The following is a 16,230-nucleotide window of genomic DNA, read 5'->3' on the forward strand; positions in this document are numbered from 1 at the left end:
GGCCCGTGCCGGGCCGGCCAGGGGGCCGAGCCGGTCGCCGTCGTCGGTGAGCGCCCCGACCGCGGCGAGCGCCTCCCCGTAGCGGCCCGCGTACGCGAGGGGCGCCGCCCGCAGCACCCTCAGCTCCGGGCGCCGCGCGTCGATCCAGGACGTCCGGTCGAGCTCGGCGGTCAGCTCCGCCGCCCGGTCCGGGGCCCCGACGCCCCAGTGCAGGTTGCCCAGCCGGGTCACCGCCAGCTCGACCCGTCGGGCGTCGGTGTCCGCGGCGGCCGTCAGACCGCCGAGCACCTCCTCGGCCTCGGCCGGGCTGCCGAGCGCCATCAGCGCCCGGGCCAGCGCCATCGACGCGTCGAACCCGCCGCCGTTGCCCACCGCCGCGCGCGCCACCCTGACCGCCGCCGGGGGGTCCGGCTCCGCCGCGGTCGCCGCCTGCCCGGCGACCGCCACGAGCGTCTCCGCCGGGACCGGCAGCCCGCCGGCGAGCCGCCAGGAGGTGGTCCGGATCCGGTCCACCGGTTCGGCGTCGGCCCCGTCGAAGGACTCCGCGAGCCGCCGGTAGATGGCGCGCTCGCGCAGCGGCGACGCCGTCGAGCGCAGCACCTCGACGTAGAGGGGACGCGCGAGCGCCACCCGCACCCGGTCGTCCACCGCCCGCGACACCAGCAGGCCGCGCTGCTCGAGCCGGTCCAGCAGGTCGGCGCCGTACCGCTGCAACAGGCCGTCCGCGTCGAGGTCGCCGCCGAAGGCCAGGAGCTCGAGGACCTCCTGCTCGTAGGGGTGGAGGGCGCCGATCCGGGCCCGGACCAGGTCGCTCAGCCGCCGCGTCGGGCGCGGCGGCCCGGCCCCCCACCGCCAGATCCCGTCGACCGGGGCGAGGGCCCGCGACCGCACCGCGTCCTCGACGACCTCGCGCAAGTAGGTCGCGTTGCCGCCGGTGAGGGTGTGCAGCTGGTGCACGGTCGCCCGGTCGACCTGCGCCTCGACGACGCGGCCGAGCAGCTCGGCGGTCTCGTCCTCGTCGAACTCGTGGACGTCGACGCGCTCGAGCAGGTTCTCCTTCCACAAGGCGAACACCGGGTCCGGCACGGACACGTCGGTCCGTGCCGTGAGCACGAGGAAGGCCGAGCGTGTCACGGCCAGGTGGTGGAGCACGCTCGCCGAGACGGTGTCGAGGAGATGGGCGTCGTTCACGCCGACGATCAGGTTGCGTCCGCCCGCGCCCTCCACGAGATGGGCCGCCACCTGCGGCAGCAGCTGCGGCCCCGCGACGGGGTCCGCCGTGACGAGGAGCTGGGCGAGGGCGCCGAGGGGGATCTCCGACGCCGACCGCGTCGCCATCACCCAGCGCGCCGTCCATCCCTCCGCCGCGGCCGCGTCGAGGACCGTCCGGGCCAGCCGCGTCAGACCGGACCCGGCGGGCCCGACCAGCACCACGCCGGCCCGGCCGCCGGGCCCGGACCGGATGCGCCGCACGCGGGCCAGCTGGGAGGTGCGGCCCACGAAGGGCCAGTTGCGGATCACGGCCGCCGCCCGGCCGCCCCGGGAGCCGGCCGAGCCCGCGGGGGGTCCGCGGCGCGAGCGGAAGCGACGCCGAGAGCAGGACGGCCGAGAGCGCAACTCACCGGAAAACCTCGCAGGAGGGTCCCACCGCCCCGAACCGCCCCCCGCGGCCCGGCACTCGGACTCTGCCCATGCGCACCCGCACTGCCTACCGCCACCCGGCGGATTCCTCCGCCGGGTGGCGGGGCGCTTCCGGACGGACGGGTGGGTAACGGCGTTCCGGGCCGGACCGCCGGTCGCCCTCGGCGCCGGACCCGACCTCGCGCTCACACGGTCGTCTCACACGGTCATCTGCGCGTACCTCTGCCCGGCGGTGTTCTCCACGACCACCCCCGCGACCTGGTCGGCGGGGATGCCGGCGCTGCCGTCGAGGTGGACGCCGCCCGCCTCGCCCTGCGGCGGGACCACCCAGCCGCCGGCGACCTCGCGGGAGCCGTCCTTCGCGAGCACGACCAGGCGGCAGTGCTCGCCCGCCGGGACGCCCTTGACGTTCGCGGCGAGCCGCACCCAGCCGTTGGCCGGGGTCACGGTGACGGCGGCGGTGACGGCGCCCTGCGTGACCTCCATGGTCCGGGCGCCGGCCGCCACGGTCGTGGCCGGCGCCGTCGGGGCCAGGGCGCGGCCGGCGACGATCCCGCCGCCGAGCAGCGCGGCGGCCACCACCACCGCCGCGACCACCCGGGTCAGCAGGTGCCGGCGCCGCTCGGCGGTCCGCTCGTCGCGGATCTCCCGCAGCGCCCGGTGCAGCACCAGGTCGCTGTCGGGCGGGCCCTCCAGCAGGGCCTCGTCGGGCAGCTCGTCGAGCGTCCGCGTCATCGCGCGCAGGTCCTCCCACTCGGCGCGGCACTGCGCGCACCCCTCCAGATGAGCCTCGACGGCCGCCCGCTCCTCGGGGGTCAGCAGCCCCAGGACGTGCGCGGACAGCTCGCCGCCGTCGATGCCGCAGGTCGTCATCCCGGCACTCCCTCCACGGTCGGGCCGAGCGCGGTGCGCAGGGCGCGCAGCGCGTAGTACGAGCGGGACTTCACCGTGCCCGGGGGCACCCCGAGCACCTGGGCGGCCTCGGGCAGCGTCCGGCCGCGGAAGTAGACCTCCGCCAGGACGTCCCGATGGTCGGGCGAGAGCCGTTCCAACGCGGGCAGGACGGTCAGGGCGTCGACGACCCGGTCCGCGTGGTCGCCGGTCGGGACCGGGGGAGCGGCGTCCTCCTCGACCTCCGACGGCCGGGCGCGCTGGGCCCGCACCCGGTCGGTCACCAGGTTGCGGGCCACCGTCAGCAGCCAGCTGCGGACGGACCCGCGGCCGTTGGTCAGCACGTCGGAGTGCTGCCACGCGCGGACCAGGACCTCCTGGACCACGTCCTCGGCCGCCGCCCGGTCGCCGAGCAGGCGGGTGGTGAACGCCAGCAGCGCCCGCCCGTGCTCGGCGTAGACGGCGCGGATCAGCGCCTCGTCCGGGTCCCGCGGACCCCTGCGTTCCCGGGCGCGTCCCCGCGCCCGGTGACCCGACCCGACCATGCACGCTCCCGGAGAGACGACGGACGACACCGCGGGCGGGACGAGCCGGACCCACCGGCGGTCCCGTGCCCCTGCGGAGCGCGGTGAGGGTAGCGAAGTCCACGTCGGCGACACGGACGCGCCGGCGCAACGGTTCACGGCAGATTTCTTTCCCGAACCGGTGAACCGCGTCCCGCCCGCGTCCGTGTCCCCTCGTGAACGCTCCCCCACGAACGAGGTGACCCGATGAGGACACGCGGCCCCATGCTGACGCTGCTCGCCGTGCTGGCGGTCGGCCTGGCGGTGTTCGGCGTGAACACGGTCCTGGCCGGCGGACCGGCCGACGAGCCGGCCGTGACGACGACCGCGCAGTCCGGCTCGGCGGGCTCGGCGGGCTCGACGGGCTCCGCGGGCTCCGCGGGCTCCGACGGCTACGGCGCACCGGTCGAGGCTCCGACCGCCGAGGCCCCGCAGGCGGCACCGCAGGCGGCCCCGCAGGCGGCCGCTCCCCAGGGCGCCCCCCGGCAGGAGCGGCAGGAGCAGCAGGCGGCCCCGGCGGTCTCCGACGCCGCCTTCGCCGGCCGCTCCGCCGGCAACGAGGTGACGGTCGCGATGGGCGTCGAGGGGGACAAGGTCGTCGCCTACGTCTGCGACGGCAAGCGGGTCGAGTCCTGGTTCGAGGGCACGGTCGACGGCGGGAAGCTGCAGCTCAGCGGCGTCGACGGCGACCTGACCCCCGACGCCACGGACCAGGCCGTGTTCGGCACCGTCGCCGTCGGCGACAAGAGCTGGCCCTTCTCCGCCCAGCCCGAGGACGCGCCCGCCGGGGCCGCCACCGACCGGGCCGTCCTGAAGAAGCTCGGCACCGCCTGATCCCGATCCCTCCGGAGGACCCCGTGAGCCGCTCCCCGCGCACCGGTACCACCGATCTCGGCGACGTCCCCGCCGAGCACGGCACCGGGCTCCACCCCGACCTCGCCGACGCCGGCTCCCGACCGGGCGACGACCCCGGCCGGTTCGACCCGCCGACCCATCCCGGCCTCCGGCCCGTCCCCGCGGGCCCCGCCGGCCTGCAGGACATCGGCATGCAGGACATCGGCATGCAGGACATCGGCATGCAGGACGCCACCACCTCGATCTTCGCCGCGGTGCCCGACCGGACCGGCCGGGACGACGGCGCGGAGGCCTGGGCGGACCCCTCCTGGGGTCAGCGCTCCTGGGACCGCCCCGACTACGACGACGAGCTCGACCGGTCCGGCGCCCCCGGCGGCTTCGGCGGCTTCGGTGGATTCGGCGGCTTCGACGCCGTCGACGGTGTCGACGGTGTCGACGGTGTCGACGGNCCTTCGGCCCCGGTGCGGCCGGGCCGGGGCAGGGCCCGCACGCCCACGGCGGGGACCCCGACCTCGCGCGGGAGGCCGTCGAGGCGCCGCACCAGCGCCGCACCCGCGTCGCCGCGCTCCTCGTCCCGACCGTCGTCGGGGTGGCGGTCTCCGTCGGCCTCGGCGCCTACGCCCGGCTCCACGAGGGCACCGGCACCGCCCTGAACCTGGCCGGCTTCTCCAGCGGCCTGGCGGCCAAGAGCTGGCTCACCGCCGCGGCGTTCGTGCTGGTCCTGGTGCAGCTCTGGACCTCGATGCGGATGTACGGCCGGTTCGCGCGCCGCCGCCCCGCCGGCCCCCGGACCGCGACGGTGCACCGCTGGTCCGGCCGTCTCGCGGTGCTGGTGACCATCCCGGTCGCGGTGCACTGCCTCTACGCGCTCGGCTACTCCGACGCGACCCTCCGGGTGCTCCTGCACTCGCTGCTGGGCTGCTTCTTCTACGGCGCGTTCGCCGCGAAGATGCTCGTCCTGCCGCGGCACGACGCGCCCCGCTGGGCCCTGCCCCTCCTCGGCGGCCTGGTGTTCACCGCGTTGACCGTCCTCTTCCTGACGTCCTCGGTGTGGTTCTTCACCACCCGGGGCCTGACGTTCTGACCTCGGGAGACCGACCCATGAGCCCCCAGCTGACCCGTCGCTCGATGCTCGCCGGCACCTGCGCCGCGGGCTGCGCCGCCCTCGCCGGGTGCGCCACCTACTCCGCCGCGCCCGAGCCGGAGGCGGCTCCGGCCGGCGACGCGACCGCCGCACCCCGGCCCGGTGAGGCGGCCGCCCCGCTGGTGAGGACCGCCGAGGTCCCCGTCGGCGGCGGCGTGATCCTCGCCGCACAGCAGGTCGTCGTCACCCAGCCCACCGCGGGCCTGTTCAAGGCCTTCTCGACGACCTGCACCCACCAGGGCTGCGCGGTGACCTCCGTCGCGGACGGCTCGATCGTGTGCCCCTGCCACGGCAGCTCCTTCTCCGTGACCGACGGCGCGCCCACCGAGGGACCTGCGAGGAAGCCGCTCCCCGAGAAGGCCGTCACCGTCTCGGGCGGCGCGGTCACCCTGGCCTGAACAGGACCGATCAGAGTCCCAGATCACGACGGTCACGGCTGACCGTGACTCGGTGCGCTCACTAGACTCCGCACAACCCCGCGTAGCGACGACGCACCACGGCGTGTGCGCTCGCCGGGGTGGGTGAGGAGTTGCGCGGATGACATCAGGCAGGGCCCCGCAGGACGCCCCGACCGACCAGGTGGACGAGCAGGAGCTCGCGGAGAACGCCCCCGAGCCCCCGGAGCACCTGGTGCTCGCGGCGGAGTTCGAGGAGGCGAGCCGCGAGCAGTGGGCGGCCGCGGTCGACGCCGTGGTGCGCAGGTCCGGGCGGATCGGCGAGGACGCGCCGCGCGGCGCGGGCGTGGAGAAGCTCGCCTGGGACACCGCCGACGGCATCCACGTCCAGCCGCTCTACACCGCCGACGACGTCGCGGAACTGCCCGCGACCGGCGTGCCCGGCGCGCTGCCGTTCGTGCGCGGCTCCCGCACCGGCGGGCACGTGCCCGCGGGGTGGGACGTGCGCCAGCACCACGCCGCGCCCTCGGCCACCGCGGTGCACGACGCCCTGCTGGCCGACCTCGAGAACGGCGTCTCCTCGGTCTGGCTCGCCGTCGGCGCCGGCGGGGTGCCGGTCGCCGAGCTGGGGGCCGCGCTCGAGGGCGTCATGCTCGACCTCGCCCCCGTCGTGCTCGACGCGGGGGAGTCGGCCGAGGAGGCCGCCGAGGCCTTCCTGGCCCTGGCCGAGCAGCGCGGCGTCGCGAAGGACGCCCTGCTCGGCACCCTCGGCCTCGACCCGATCGGGCTGCGCGCCCGGGCCGGGTCCGAGGGTGCCGGGCAGGTCGCCGTCGACTCGGTCGTGCCGCTCGCGACCCGGGTGGCGGGGGAGTACCCGCAGGTCAAGGCCGTGGTCGTCGACGCCACCCCGGTCCAGGAGGCCGGCGGGTCCGAGGCCCAGGAGCTCGGCTTCTCGCTGGCCGCGGGCGTGGCCTACCTGCGCGCGCTGACCGAGGCCGGCCTTCCGGTGGCCGACGCCGCCCGCGTGCTCGAGTTCCGGTACTCGGCCACCGCCGAGCAGTTCCCGACCATCGCCAAGCTCCGGGCCGCCCGCCGGCTCTGGGGCCGGGTCCTGGAGGCGTCCGGTGCGGGCGGCCCGGGGCAGGCCCAGCACGCCGTCGTCTCGCCCACGCTGTTCAGCAGGCGGGACCCGTGGGTGAACATGCTGCGCGGCACCGTCGCCGGGTTCGCGGCGGGTGTCGGCGGCGCCGACGCCGTCACCGTGCCCCCCTTCGACATCGCGATCGGCGAGGCGGAACCCTTCTCGCGGCGCATCGCGCGCAACACCCAGTCGCTGCTCATCGAGGAGTCCCACCTGGCCCGGGTGATCGACCCGGGCGGCGGCTCCTGGTACGTGGAGCACCTCACGGACGACCTCGCCCGCGCGGGCTGGGCCTTCTTCCAGGAGCTCGAGGCCGCGGGCGGGGCCGTCGCCGCGCTCGACTCCGGCCTGCTCGCCGGGAAGGTCGCCGAGGTCCGGGCGAAGCGGGAGAAGGGCGTCGCCACCCGCCGGACCCCGCTCACCGGGGTCAGCGAGTTCCCCGACCTCGACGAGAAGCCGGTCGAGCGCACCCCGCTGCCCGAGCCGGTGGCCCGCGGCGAGCTGCCGCTCTACCGACCCGCGGAGGCGTACGAGGCCTACCGCGACCGGTCGGACGCGATCCTGGCGGAGACCGGAGCGCGGCCGGCCGCCTTCCTGGCCACCCTCGGTCCGCTCGCGGCCTACACCGCCCGCGCCGGGTTCGCCCGCAACCTGCTGCAGGCCGGTGGGATCGCCGGACCCGAGGCCGGCCCGACCGAGACGCCGGAGGAGGTCGCTGAGGCCTTCCGCAAGTCCGGCTCCCCGGTCGCCGTCCTCTGCTCGACGGACGCGCTGTACGGCGAGCGCGCCGAGGCCACCGCCGCCGCGCTGCGCGAGGCCGGCGCCGCGCGCATCCTGCTCGCGGGCAAGCCCTCGTCTCCCGGGGGTTCCTACGACGGCGTCGACGGGTACCTGTTCGCCGGGTGCGACGCCCTCGCCGTCCTCGACGACGTCTACTCCGCCCTGGAGGTCGCGAAGTGAGCATCCCCGACTTCACGAAGGTGGACCTGGCGTCCGCCGCGGCGCCGACCGCGGACTGGGCGGGCGGACCGGAGGCCTGGGAGGCCCCGGAGGGCATCGAGGTCAAGCCCTTCTACAGCGCGGCGGACACCGCGGGCCTGGACTTCCTGCGCACCTACCCGGGGATCACCCCGTACCTGCGCGGCCCGTACCCGACCATGTACACGAGCCAGCCGTGGACGATCCGCCAGTACGCGGGCTTCTCCACGGCCACCGAGTCCAACGCCTTCTACCGCCGCAACCTCGCGGCCGGCCAGAAGGGCCTGTCGATCGCCTTCGACCTGGCCACGCACCGCGGCTACGACTCCGACCACCCGCGGGTGGGCGGCGACGTCGGCATGGCGGGCGTCGCGATCGACTCGATCTACGACATGCGGCAGCTGTTCGACGGGATCCCGCTGGACAGGATGTCCGTGTCGATGACGATGAACGGCGCGGTGCTCCCGGTGCTCGCCCTCTACATCGTCGCGGCGGAGGAGCAGGGGGTGAAGCCGGAGCAGCTCGCGGGGACCATCCAGAACGACATCCTCAAGGAGTTCATGGTCCGCAACACCTACATCTACCCGCCGCAGCCCAGCATGCGGATCATCTCGGACATCTTCTCCTACACCTCGCAGAAGATGCCGAAGTTCAACTCGATCTCGATCTCCGGGTACCACATCCAGGAAGCCGGGGCGACGAACGACCTCGAGCTGGCCTACACCCTGGCCGACGGCGTGGAGTACCTCCGGGCGGGCATCGACGCGGGCCTGGACGTGGACAGGTTCGCGCCGCGGCTGAGCTTCTTCTGGGCGATCGGCATGAACTTCTTCATGGAGGTCGCGAAGATGCGGGCCGCGCGCCTGCTCTGGTCGAAGCTCGTGAACCAGTTCTCGCCCAAGAACCCGAAGTCGCTGTCGCTGCGCACGCACTCGCAGACCTCGGGCTGGTCGCTGGCGGCGCAGGACGTCTACAACAACGTCGTCCGCACCTGCATCGAGGCGATGGCGGCGACCCAGGGCCACACCCAGTCGCTGCACACGAACTCGCTCGACGAGGCGCTGGCGCTGCCCACCGACTTCTCCGCGCGGATCGCCCGCAACACCCAGCTGCTGCTGCAGCAGGAGTCCGGCACCACCAAGGTCATCGACCCGTGGGGCGGCTCGTACTACGTCGAGAAGCTCACCTACGACCTGGCCCGCAGGGCGTGGGGGCACATCGCCGAGGTCGAGAAGGCCGGCGGCATGGCCCGGGCGATCGACGCCGGAATTCCGAAGCTGCGCGTCGAGGAGGCCGCGGCCCGCACCCAGGCACGGATCGACTCCGGCCGCCAGCCGGTGATCGGCGTGAACAAGTACGTGGTCACCGAGGACGAGGTCGTCGAGGTCCTCAAGGTCGACAACGCGCAGGTGCGCCGCGAGCAGATCGAGAAGCTGGAGCGGCTGCGCGCCGAGCGGGACTCCCGCGAGGTCGAGGCCGCGCTGGAGAAGCTGACCGGCTCGGCGGCCGCGATCGCCGAGGGCGCCGAGCGCGGCTTCGACCAGAACCTGCTGGCCCTGGCCGTCGACGCCGCCCGCGCGAAGGCCACGGTCGGCGAGATCTCCGACGCGCTGGAGAAGGTGTTCGGGCGGCACTCCGGCCAGATCAGGATCATCTCCGGCGTGTACTCCGAGGAGGCCGGCGCGAGCCCGGCGATCACCCGTGCCCGCGAGCTCGTCGCCGCGTTCGCCGAGGAGGAGGGCCGCCAGCCCCGCATCCTCGTCGCGAAGATGGGCCAGGACGGGCACGACCGCGGCCAGAAGGTGATCGCCACGGCGTTCGCCGACCTGGGCTTCGACGTCGACGTGGGCCCGCTGTTCCAGACCCCCGCCGAGGTGGCGCGGCAGGCCGTCGAGGCCGACGTGCACGTCGTCGGGGCCAGCTCGCTCGCGGCCGGGCACCTCACGCTGGTGCCCGAGCTGAAGGAGGAGCTGGCGAAGCTGGGCCGCGAGGACATCATGGTCGTCGTCGGCGGCGTGATCCCGCCGGCCGACGTGCCGGAGCTCATCGCGATGGGCGCCGCGGCGGTGTTCCCGCCCGGGACCGTGATCGCGGAGTCGGCCGTCGAGCTGCTCGGCACGCTGTCCGCCGCCCTCGGGCACGGGGAGCACGCGGAGGCCGGGTCGGAGCACGGCGACTGATGCCCCCCAGGCCGCCGGACGTCCCGGCACTCGCCAAGGGCGTGCTCGACGGCAACCGCACGGTCCTGGCCCGCGCGATCACGCTCGTCGAGTCGAACCGCGCCGACCACCGGCAGGCGGCCCAGCAGCTGCTCCTGGAGCTGCAGCCGCACGCCGGCGGCGCGACCCGGGTCGGGATCTCGGGCGTGCCCGGGGTCGGGAAGTCGACCTTCATCGAGGCGCTCGGCACCCGGCTGACGGGGGAGGGGCACAAGGTCGCGGTCCTGGCCGTCGACCCGTCGTCCACCCGCACGAAGGGGTCGATCCTGGGCGACAAGACCCGGATGGCCGCCCTCGCCGTGGACGACAACGCCTTCATCCGGCCCTCGCCGAGTGCGGGCACGCTCGGCGGGGTCGCGCGGCGCACCCGCGAGACGATGGTGCTGATGGAGGCCGCGGGCTACGACGTGGTGCTGGTCGAGACGGTCGGGGTCGGCCAGTCCGAGGTCACGGTGGCCGGGATGGTCGACACCTTCCTGTTCCTCACCATCGCCCGCACGGGCGACCAGCTGCAGGGGATCAAGAAGGGCATCCTGGAGCTGGCCGACGTCGTCGCGGTGAACAAGGCCGACGGCCCGCACGAGCGGGAGGCGCGGGCCGCGGCCCGCGACCTCGCCGGGGCCCTGCACATGATGGCCCCGTCGAGCGAGCACTGGCGGCCGAAGGTGCTCTCCTGCAGCGCCCAGACCGGCAAGGGCCTCGACAAGGTCTGGGCCACGGTCCTCGAGCACCGCGCGGCGCTGGAGAAGGCGGGCGAGCTCGCGAAGCGCCGGGCCGACCAGCAGGTCGAGTGGATGTGGGCGATGGTCCGCGACCAGCTGATGGACCGGCTGACGAGCGACCCGGGCGTGAAGAAGCGGCTGCCGGGGCTCACCGAGGAGGTCCGCACGGGCGGGCTCACGCCCACCCTCGCCGCGCAGGAGATCCTCGACCTGCTGGGCTGACCCGGTCCCGCCGGGCCGGCCCCGGGACGCGCCGGGGCCCGGACGAGACAGACGGGCCCGGTCGGCGCATGCTGGGGGCGTGGCGGACGTGGCGGGCCGGCCCCGGGAGCGCGCGCAGGCGCAACCCGGCGACCCGGCCCGCCCGGCCGACCTGCCGGACGCCCCGACCGTCCGGCTCACCGCCGAGGGCATGCCCCGGCCCTACGGCCGGCAGGGCGCCTGGGTGCTCGTGAAGCGCACGCTGGTCCGCGCCTGGGACGACAACATCTTCAGCGAGTCGGCGGCGGCCGCGTTCTGGCAGACGTTGTCCCTGCCGCCGCTGCTCCTGGGGCTGCTCGGCAGCCTCGGCTACATCGGCGGCTGGTTCGGCCCCGACACCATCGACCTGGCCGAGCAGCAGATCCTCCGTGCCGCGTCCACGGTGTTCAGCAGCAACGTCGTCGACGAGATCATCGCCCCGACCGTCACCACGCTGCTCACGACCGGCCGCAGCGAGCTGGTGTCGCTGGGCTTCGTGATCTCGCTGTGGTCGGGGTCCTCGGCCATGTCGTCGTTCGTCGACGCGATCACCCGGGCCCACGACCAGTACGGCGTCCGCAATCCCGTGTGGCAGCGGATCCTGGCCCTGCTCATGTACCTCGTGGCCCTCGTCGGCGGGATCGTCTCGCTGCCGCTGCTGGCCCTCGGCCCGGACCGGCTGCCCAAGCTGCTGCCGGCCTCCTGGCAGGACCCGGCCGTCACGCTCATCGGGTGGCTGTACTACCCGGTCCTCGGGCTCGTGCTGGTCCTCGCGCTGACCACGCTCTACGAGCTCGCGCTGCCGGCCAAGCCGCCGTGGCACCGCGGCCTGCCCGGCGCGCTGCTCGCGGCGGTGGTGTTCCTGGCCGGGGTCACCGGACTGCGGGTGTACATCAGCTGGCTCACCACCACCGGCTACACCTACGGCGCCCTCGCCGCGCCGATCGCCTTCCTGCTCGCGGCGTTCTTCATCGGGCTCGCGATCGTGCTGGGCGCGCACTTCAACGCCGCGATCCAGCACTACTGGCCCAAGCGGCTCAGGGACCGCCGCAACAAGGTGCCACAACCGCACCTCTCGTAACGTCCGAAAGATCCGCTTCGAACGCCTCCGGTCGACCACGATCACGGAGGTGTCCGCACGTGCTGACCCCGGGCGAGACCAAGGACCTGCTGCGGCGCTTCGAGAGCGCGATGAACGAGCGTCGGCTCGACGACCTGGACGCCCTGGTCGCCCCGGACGTCGTCCGGCACTGCGAGGCGACACCGGGGATGGAGGTCACGAACCTCGACCAGTTCAAGGACTTCCTGCGGTTCGACGCCGCCGTCTTCCCGGACAACAAGCAGACCTTCGAGCACATTGCGGTCGACGGGGACATGGTCGGGCTCTGGGCGACCTACGAGGGCACGCAGGAGGGCGACTTCGGCCCCTTCCCGGCCAGCGGCAACTACGCGAGGTTCAGCTTCGGGGCCGTGTTCCGGATGGCCGAGGGCAGGATCGCCGAGTGGTGGATCACCTGGGACAACATGACGGTCCTGCGCCAGCTCGGCCACCTGCAGGGCTGACACGGGGCCCACCCGCGGGCAGGATGCCCGGCATGACCTCACCGGGAGCGTGGCTGCGCCGCCACGACCCCGGGCTGGCCGCCGTCCGTCGGGCGGCGCGGGTGACCGTCGTCGCCTGCCTGGGCTTCTACGTCTGCCGGTACGTGCTCGGCGACCCGGACATGGCGGCGTACGCGCTGTTCGGGGCCGTCGCGCTCGGGGTGCTCTCGCAGATCCCGGGCACCCCGTCCCGCCGGGCGCGCACGATCCTGCTGATGCTGCCGGTCGGGGCCGTGCTGATCAGCCTCGGCACCCTGCTGTCCTTCGACCTCGTCGCCGCGACGGCCGGGATGTTCGTCCTCGGGTTCGTGGTCAGCTACGTCGGCGTCGGCGGGCCGCGGCTGGTGGGGCTGGCCGCCGGCACGCAGCTGCTCTACATCCTGCCGTGCTTCCCGCCGTTCGACCCGGGCGCGCTGGGCTGGCGCATCGCGGGCTTCGCGCTGGCCGTCGTGCTGCTGGCGGGCGCCGAGCTGGTGCTCTGGCCGGACCGGAGCCCACCGCCGTACACCGACCGGCTGGCCGCGGCCGTCGGCGGCCTCGCCGGCTGCCTGGGTGCGCTGGCCGACGCCTGGTCCGGCGGCCGGCGGGACCGGCTCGAGGCGCTCCTGCCCGATGCAGTCGACGCCGCCGACGCCCTCCGGCCCTCCACGCTGCCACCCGGTCAGGCCCCCGCCTCGGCGAGCCGCCGCGACCACGCCCTGGCCACCGCGGCCGGGACGACCCGGCTGCTGCTCGGCCGTGTCGCCGACCTCGCCCTGACCGACGACCGGGCGGCCCCGGACCTGCCCGCCGCCACGGCCCTGCTGCGCCAGGTCGCCTCCTGCGTCGAGGCCGCCGCGGCCTGGCTGCGCGGCGAGGGCGAGGTCCCCGACACCGACCGGGTCGCCGCCGCCCTCCGCGCGTTCCGGGCGGCCCGCGCCGCCACCCCGCCGGACGGGCTCCCGCCGGACCGGCTGCGCCCGGGCTCGCTGGCCCTGCAGCTCGGCGAGTGGACGAAGACGCTGGTCACCGCCCTGCGGGTGGTCGCGGGCGCACCCGTCCCGCCCGACCCGACCCCGCCCTCCGCGCGCCCGGGCGCGTTCTGGTTCGCCCACGAGCCGGAGTGGGCGCTGCTCTGGCACCGGCTGCGCGAACACCTCACCCCGCGCTCGGTCTCCTTCCAGGGTGCGCTCCGGCTCGCCACCGCGCTGGCCGTGGCCCGGCTGCTCGCCGGGCTGTTCGACCTGTCCCACGGGTTCTGGGTGCTGCTCACCATCCTCACCGTGCTGCGGACCACCGCGGCCGAGACCCGGGCGCTGCTGCGCCCGGCCCTGGTCGGCACCACGATCGGCGCCCTCGTCGCGGCCGGCCTGCTCGTGGTGGGCGTGCCGCCGACGACCTACGCCGTCCTGCTGCCGATCCTGATGCTCGTCGGCTTCGCGGCCGGTCCGCTGCTCGGCCCCGGTTGGGCACAGGCGCTCCTCACCCTGGTCATCTCCATGGTGTTCGCGCAGGTCAGTCCCGCGGACTGGCACCTGGCCGAGGCCCGGCTGCTCGACGTCGTCGTCGGCGCCGGGATCGGCGTGGTGATCGGGCTGATCGCCTGGCCGCGGGGCGGCACCGGCGAGCTGCACCGGGCCGCCGCCGAGTTCCTGGCCGACGCCGCGGGCGTGGTCCGCGAGACGGTCCGGGTGGTCGCCGAGGGCGCCCGGCCCGCCGACGCGCTGCCCCGCGCCCGGCGCACCGGCCGCCTCGCCGAGGCCTCCTACGCGCTCTACCAGAGCGAACGGCACCTGCGGCCCGGCGTCGTCGACTGGCAGGCGACGCTGGTGGCCGGCCACCACGCGGTCCGCGGCGCCGAGGCGCTGGTCCGGGAGTGCCCGACCGGGCGGCTCCTCAGCTGCGTCGGCCCGCTCGACCTCGCCGCCGCCGACGTCGCCGCCCGCTTCGAGCACGTCGCCCTGGGGCTCGCCCGGCAGGACCGCACCGCCCTCACCGCGCCGACCCTCCCGCCGCCCGACCTGGCCTGGCCCACGGACCTCGGCACGGACCTCTACCACCTCGCGGACCTGCGGGTCTGGCTCGACGGTCTCCGCGACGACCTCGCCCGGTTCCTCGCCGCCCCCGCCGCCGAGCCCGAGTCCTCCGCCGCCGCCCTCCGCCTGCGTCTCGCCGGGATCGCGGACGGGGCTCCCGGCTGACCGCTCCCTGGCGTGATCGTCCGCCGTGGACGCGGGCGGTCGGCATTCGACCGTGCCGCTCCACGATCGAGGATCACGGTCGGCTCAGCGCCGGAGCGCCGCCACGGCCGAGCCCACCGCGCCCTGCAGCAACCCCGCCTCCGAGGGCAGCGTGAGCCAGGTGAAACCCAGCTCGCGGTAGGTCGCGGCCCAGCCGGGCGACCCGCAGAACACCCCGACCGGCAGCCCGGCCTCCCGGCACGGCCCCGTGACCGAGCGGAGCAGGTCGCGGTAGCCCTCGTCGTCGAGCGGCGGGACGGCGGCCCGGCCCGAGCTCAGCGAGAGGTCCGACGGGCCGACGAAGAGCGCGTCGACGCCGGGGACCTGCAGGATGGCCGCCAGGTCCGCGACCGCGGACATGGTCTCGACCATGATCACGCAGCGACCCCGCTCGAGGACGTCGCCACCCGTCCACCCCACCCGGGTCGGGCCGAAGCTGCGCACGCCGGCCGGCGGGTAGGCGCACGCCGCGGCGGCCTCCGCGGCCTCGGCGGCGGAGTCGACCAGCGGCACGATCACGCCGTCGGCTCCGCGGTCGAGGGCCCGCGCGATCGGGTCCGGGGCGTTGTGCGGCACGCGGACCAGGGTGGGGACGCCGCGGAGCGCCTGCAGGCACGCGAGGAGGGAGTCGTCGCCGAGGAGACCGTGCTGGGCGTCGAGGCACACGAGGTCGACGCCGGAGGAGCCGACGATCTCGGCCGCGGCGGGGGAGGGGAGCTGGCACCACCCGGCGACGGCGCCGTCGAAGGAGAGGGTCATCCCACGACCCTGCCCCCTCGGCGCGCCTCGCGGGAAGCCGGGTCCGCCGACCGTACGGTCACCGGGTGCTCGGGGTCAGTCACGCCACGTCCGGAGCGGCCCTCGGGCTCGCGGTCGCGGGGCTCGCCCCGCAGGCGGTGGGCACGGCCCCGACGGCGGGCACGATCCTGACCTTCGCCGGCGTGACCGCGGGGGCGGCGCTGCTGCCCGACCTCGACCACCCGTCGTCGACCGCCAGCCGCCGGTTCTCCTGGGCCTCCTGGCTGGCCGCCCACGCGGTCCGGCCGCTGTCGGCGCTGGTCTTCCGGCTCACCCGGGGCCCGCGGGACACCGGCCGCGGCACCCACCGCGGCCTCACCCACACCCTCGCGGGGGCGCTGTTCCTCGCCGCGGGCGTCGGGCTCGCGAGCGCGCGCTGGGGCACGCCGGTCACCGCCGGGGTGCTCTTCGTGTGCCTGGCGCTGGCGATCAAGGGGCTCGACGGCCTCGTCCCCGGCCCGCCGTCACTGGTGATCGCCGCCGGGTTGACCTGGCTGGCCGAGGAGCAGCTCCCGGGCGGCACCGCGGGGACGGCGGGCTGGCTCGGCCTCGCGATCGGGCTCGGGATGCTCGTGCACTCGCTGGGCGACGCCGTCACCGAGTCCGGGGCGCCGCTGCTCTGGCCGCTGCCGATCCGCGGCCGGCACTGGTACCCGATCGGCAGCCCGCGGCCGCTGCGGTTCCGGGCCGGCGGGCGGGTGGAGGCGCTGCTGATCGCGCCGCTGCTGACCCTCGGGACCCTCGCGCTCGCGGTCTACGTGGTGCCCGGGGCGCTCGACGTCCTGCTGGACCTGCGCGCCCGGCTCGTCGCGGGCGGATGAT

13 protein-coding genes and 1 pseudogene are annotated in these 16,230 nt (G+C 75.5%); 10 read left to right on the top strand and 4 right to left on the bottom strand.

What is annotated here, in order from left to right; genetic code table 11:
- From ACFQH9_RS27755 to ACFQH9_RS27765, 3 genes and pseudogenes are all read right to left on the bottom strand, one after another.
- Positions 1–1,521 (bottom strand): annotated as a pseudogene (locus ACFQH9_RS27755) (AAA family ATPase); the annotation flags it as partial.
- A gap of 318 nt (positions 1,522–1,839) precedes the next feature.
- On the bottom strand, positions 1,840–2,514 hold the full coding sequence (locus ACFQH9_RS27760; RefSeq protein ID WP_379570610.1) for an anti-sigma factor family protein: 675 nt from the start codon (positions 2,512–2,514) through the stop codon (positions 1,840–1,842).
- Positions 2,511–3,077: a sigma-70 family RNA polymerase sigma factor gene (locus ACFQH9_RS27765; RefSeq protein WP_379570612.1), complete on the bottom strand. Its 567-nt coding sequence runs from the start codon at positions 3,075–3,077 to the stop codon at positions 2,511–2,513. The genes ACFQH9_RS27760 and ACFQH9_RS27765 overlap by 4 nt, the downstream gene beginning before the upstream one ends.
- A 225-nt stretch (positions 3,078–3,302) precedes the next feature.
- Here ACFQH9_RS27765 and ACFQH9_RS27770 point away from each other — a divergent pair, with 225 nt between their 5' ends.
- The 9 genes from ACFQH9_RS27770 (at position 3,303) to ACFQH9_RS27810 (ending at position 14,571) form a co-directional block, all read left to right on the top strand.
- Complete coding sequence (locus ACFQH9_RS27770; RefSeq protein ID WP_379570614.1) at positions 3,303–3,929, top strand: hypothetical protein; 627 nt, start codon at positions 3,303–3,305, stop codon at positions 3,927–3,929.
- A 610-nt stretch (positions 3,930–4,539) separates the two neighbouring features.
- Positions 4,540–5,034, top strand: coding sequence for a DUF6529 family protein (locus ACFQH9_RS27775; RefSeq protein ID WP_379570616.1), 495 nt, complete (start codon positions 4,540–4,542; stop codon positions 5,032–5,034).
- 17 nt (positions 5,035–5,051) lie between these two features.
- Complete coding sequence (locus ACFQH9_RS27780) at positions 5,052–5,492, top strand: Rieske (2Fe-2S) protein (RefSeq protein WP_379570618.1); 441 nt, start codon at positions 5,052–5,054, stop codon at positions 5,490–5,492.
- Between the two features lie 139 nt (positions 5,493–5,631).
- Positions 5,632–7,590 (top strand): methylmalonyl-CoA mutase family protein, encoded by a 1,959-nt coding sequence (locus ACFQH9_RS27785; RefSeq protein WP_379570620.1) that lies wholly within the window; start codon positions 5,632–5,634, stop codon positions 7,588–7,590.
- Positions 7,587–9,788: a methylmalonyl-CoA mutase gene (gene scpA / locus ACFQH9_RS27790; RefSeq protein ID WP_379570622.1), complete on the top strand. Its 2,202-nt coding sequence runs from the start codon at positions 7,587–7,589 to the stop codon at positions 9,786–9,788. The genes ACFQH9_RS27785 and scpA overlap by 4 nt, the downstream gene beginning before the upstream one ends.
- The gene (gene meaB / locus ACFQH9_RS27795; protein WP_379570624.1) at positions 9,788–10,771 is read left to right on the top strand and encodes a methylmalonyl Co-A mutase-associated GTPase MeaB; all 984 of its coding nucleotides are present in this window, start codon (positions 9,788–9,790) and stop codon (positions 10,769–10,771) included. The genes scpA and meaB overlap by 1 nt, the downstream gene beginning before the upstream one ends.
- A gap of 190 nt (positions 10,772–10,961) precedes the next feature.
- Complete coding sequence (locus tag ACFQH9_RS27800) at positions 10,962–11,870, top strand: YihY/virulence factor BrkB family protein (protein WP_379570708.1); 909 nt, start codon at positions 10,962–10,964, stop codon at positions 11,868–11,870.
- A gap of 59 nt (positions 11,871–11,929) precedes the next feature.
- Positions 11,930–12,352, top strand: coding sequence for an ester cyclase (locus ACFQH9_RS27805; RefSeq protein WP_379570626.1), 423 nt, complete (start codon positions 11,930–11,932; stop codon positions 12,350–12,352).
- 32 nt (positions 12,353–12,384) lie between these two features.
- Positions 12,385–14,571, top strand: coding sequence for an FUSC family protein (locus tag ACFQH9_RS27810; RefSeq protein WP_379570628.1), 2,187 nt, complete (start codon positions 12,385–12,387; stop codon positions 14,569–14,571).
- Positions 14,572–14,655: 84 nt separating this feature from the next.
- Here the strand turns inward: ACFQH9_RS27810 and ACFQH9_RS27815 are convergent, their stop codons facing one another.
- Complete coding sequence (locus ACFQH9_RS27815; RefSeq protein WP_379570630.1) at positions 14,656–15,369, bottom strand: HpcH/HpaI aldolase family protein; 714 nt, start codon at positions 15,367–15,369, stop codon at positions 14,656–14,658.
- A 65-nt stretch (positions 15,370–15,434) separates the two neighbouring features.
- Here ACFQH9_RS27815 and ACFQH9_RS27820 point away from each other — a divergent pair, with 65 nt between their 5' ends.
- Entirely contained in the window at positions 15,435–16,229 is a 795-nt protein-coding gene (locus ACFQH9_RS27820; RefSeq protein WP_379570632.1) for a metal-dependent hydrolase, read from the top strand.
- Position 16,230 lies beyond the last annotated feature (1 nt).

Origin of the sequence: Pseudonocardia lutea, from assembly GCF_042658055.1 — a bacterium.
GTDB classification, from domain to species: Bacteria; Actinomycetota; Actinomycetes; order Mycobacteriales; family Pseudonocardiaceae; genus Pseudonocardia; species Pseudonocardia lutea.

Coding starts and splice junctions, on each gene's coding strand:
- ACFQH9_RS27765 (WP_379570612.1), bottom strand. CDS start 3,077: ATGGTCGGGTCGGGTCACCGGGCGCGGGGACGCGCCCGGGAACGCAGG.
- ACFQH9_RS27770 (WP_379570614.1), top strand. CDS start 3,303: ATGAGGACACGCGGCCCCATGCTGACGCTGCTCGCCGTGCTGGCGGTC.
- ACFQH9_RS27800 (WP_379570708.1), top strand. CDS start 10,962: ATGCCCCGGCCCTACGGCCGGCAGGGCGCCTGGGTGCTCGTGAAGCGC.
- ACFQH9_RS27810 (WP_379570628.1), top strand. CDS start 12,385: ATGACCTCACCGGGAGCGTGGCTGCGCCGCCACGACCCCGGGCTGGCC.
- ACFQH9_RS27780 (WP_379570618.1), top strand. CDS start 5,052: ATGAGCCCCCAGCTGACCCGTCGCTCGATGCTCGCCGGCACCTGCGCC.
- ACFQH9_RS27785 (WP_379570620.1), top strand. CDS start 5,632: ATGACATCAGGCAGGGCCCCGCAGGACGCCCCGACCGACCAGGTGGAC.
- ACFQH9_RS27760 (WP_379570610.1), bottom strand. CDS start 2,514: ATGACGACCTGCGGCATCGACGGCGGCGAGCTGTCCGCGCACGTCCTG.
- meaB (WP_379570624.1), top strand. CDS start 9,788: ATGCCCCCCAGGCCGCCGGACGTCCCGGCACTCGCCAAGGGCGTGCTC.
- ACFQH9_RS27815 (WP_379570630.1), bottom strand. CDS start 15,369: ATGACCCTCTCCTTCGACGGCGCCGTCGCCGGGTGGTGCCAGCTCCCC.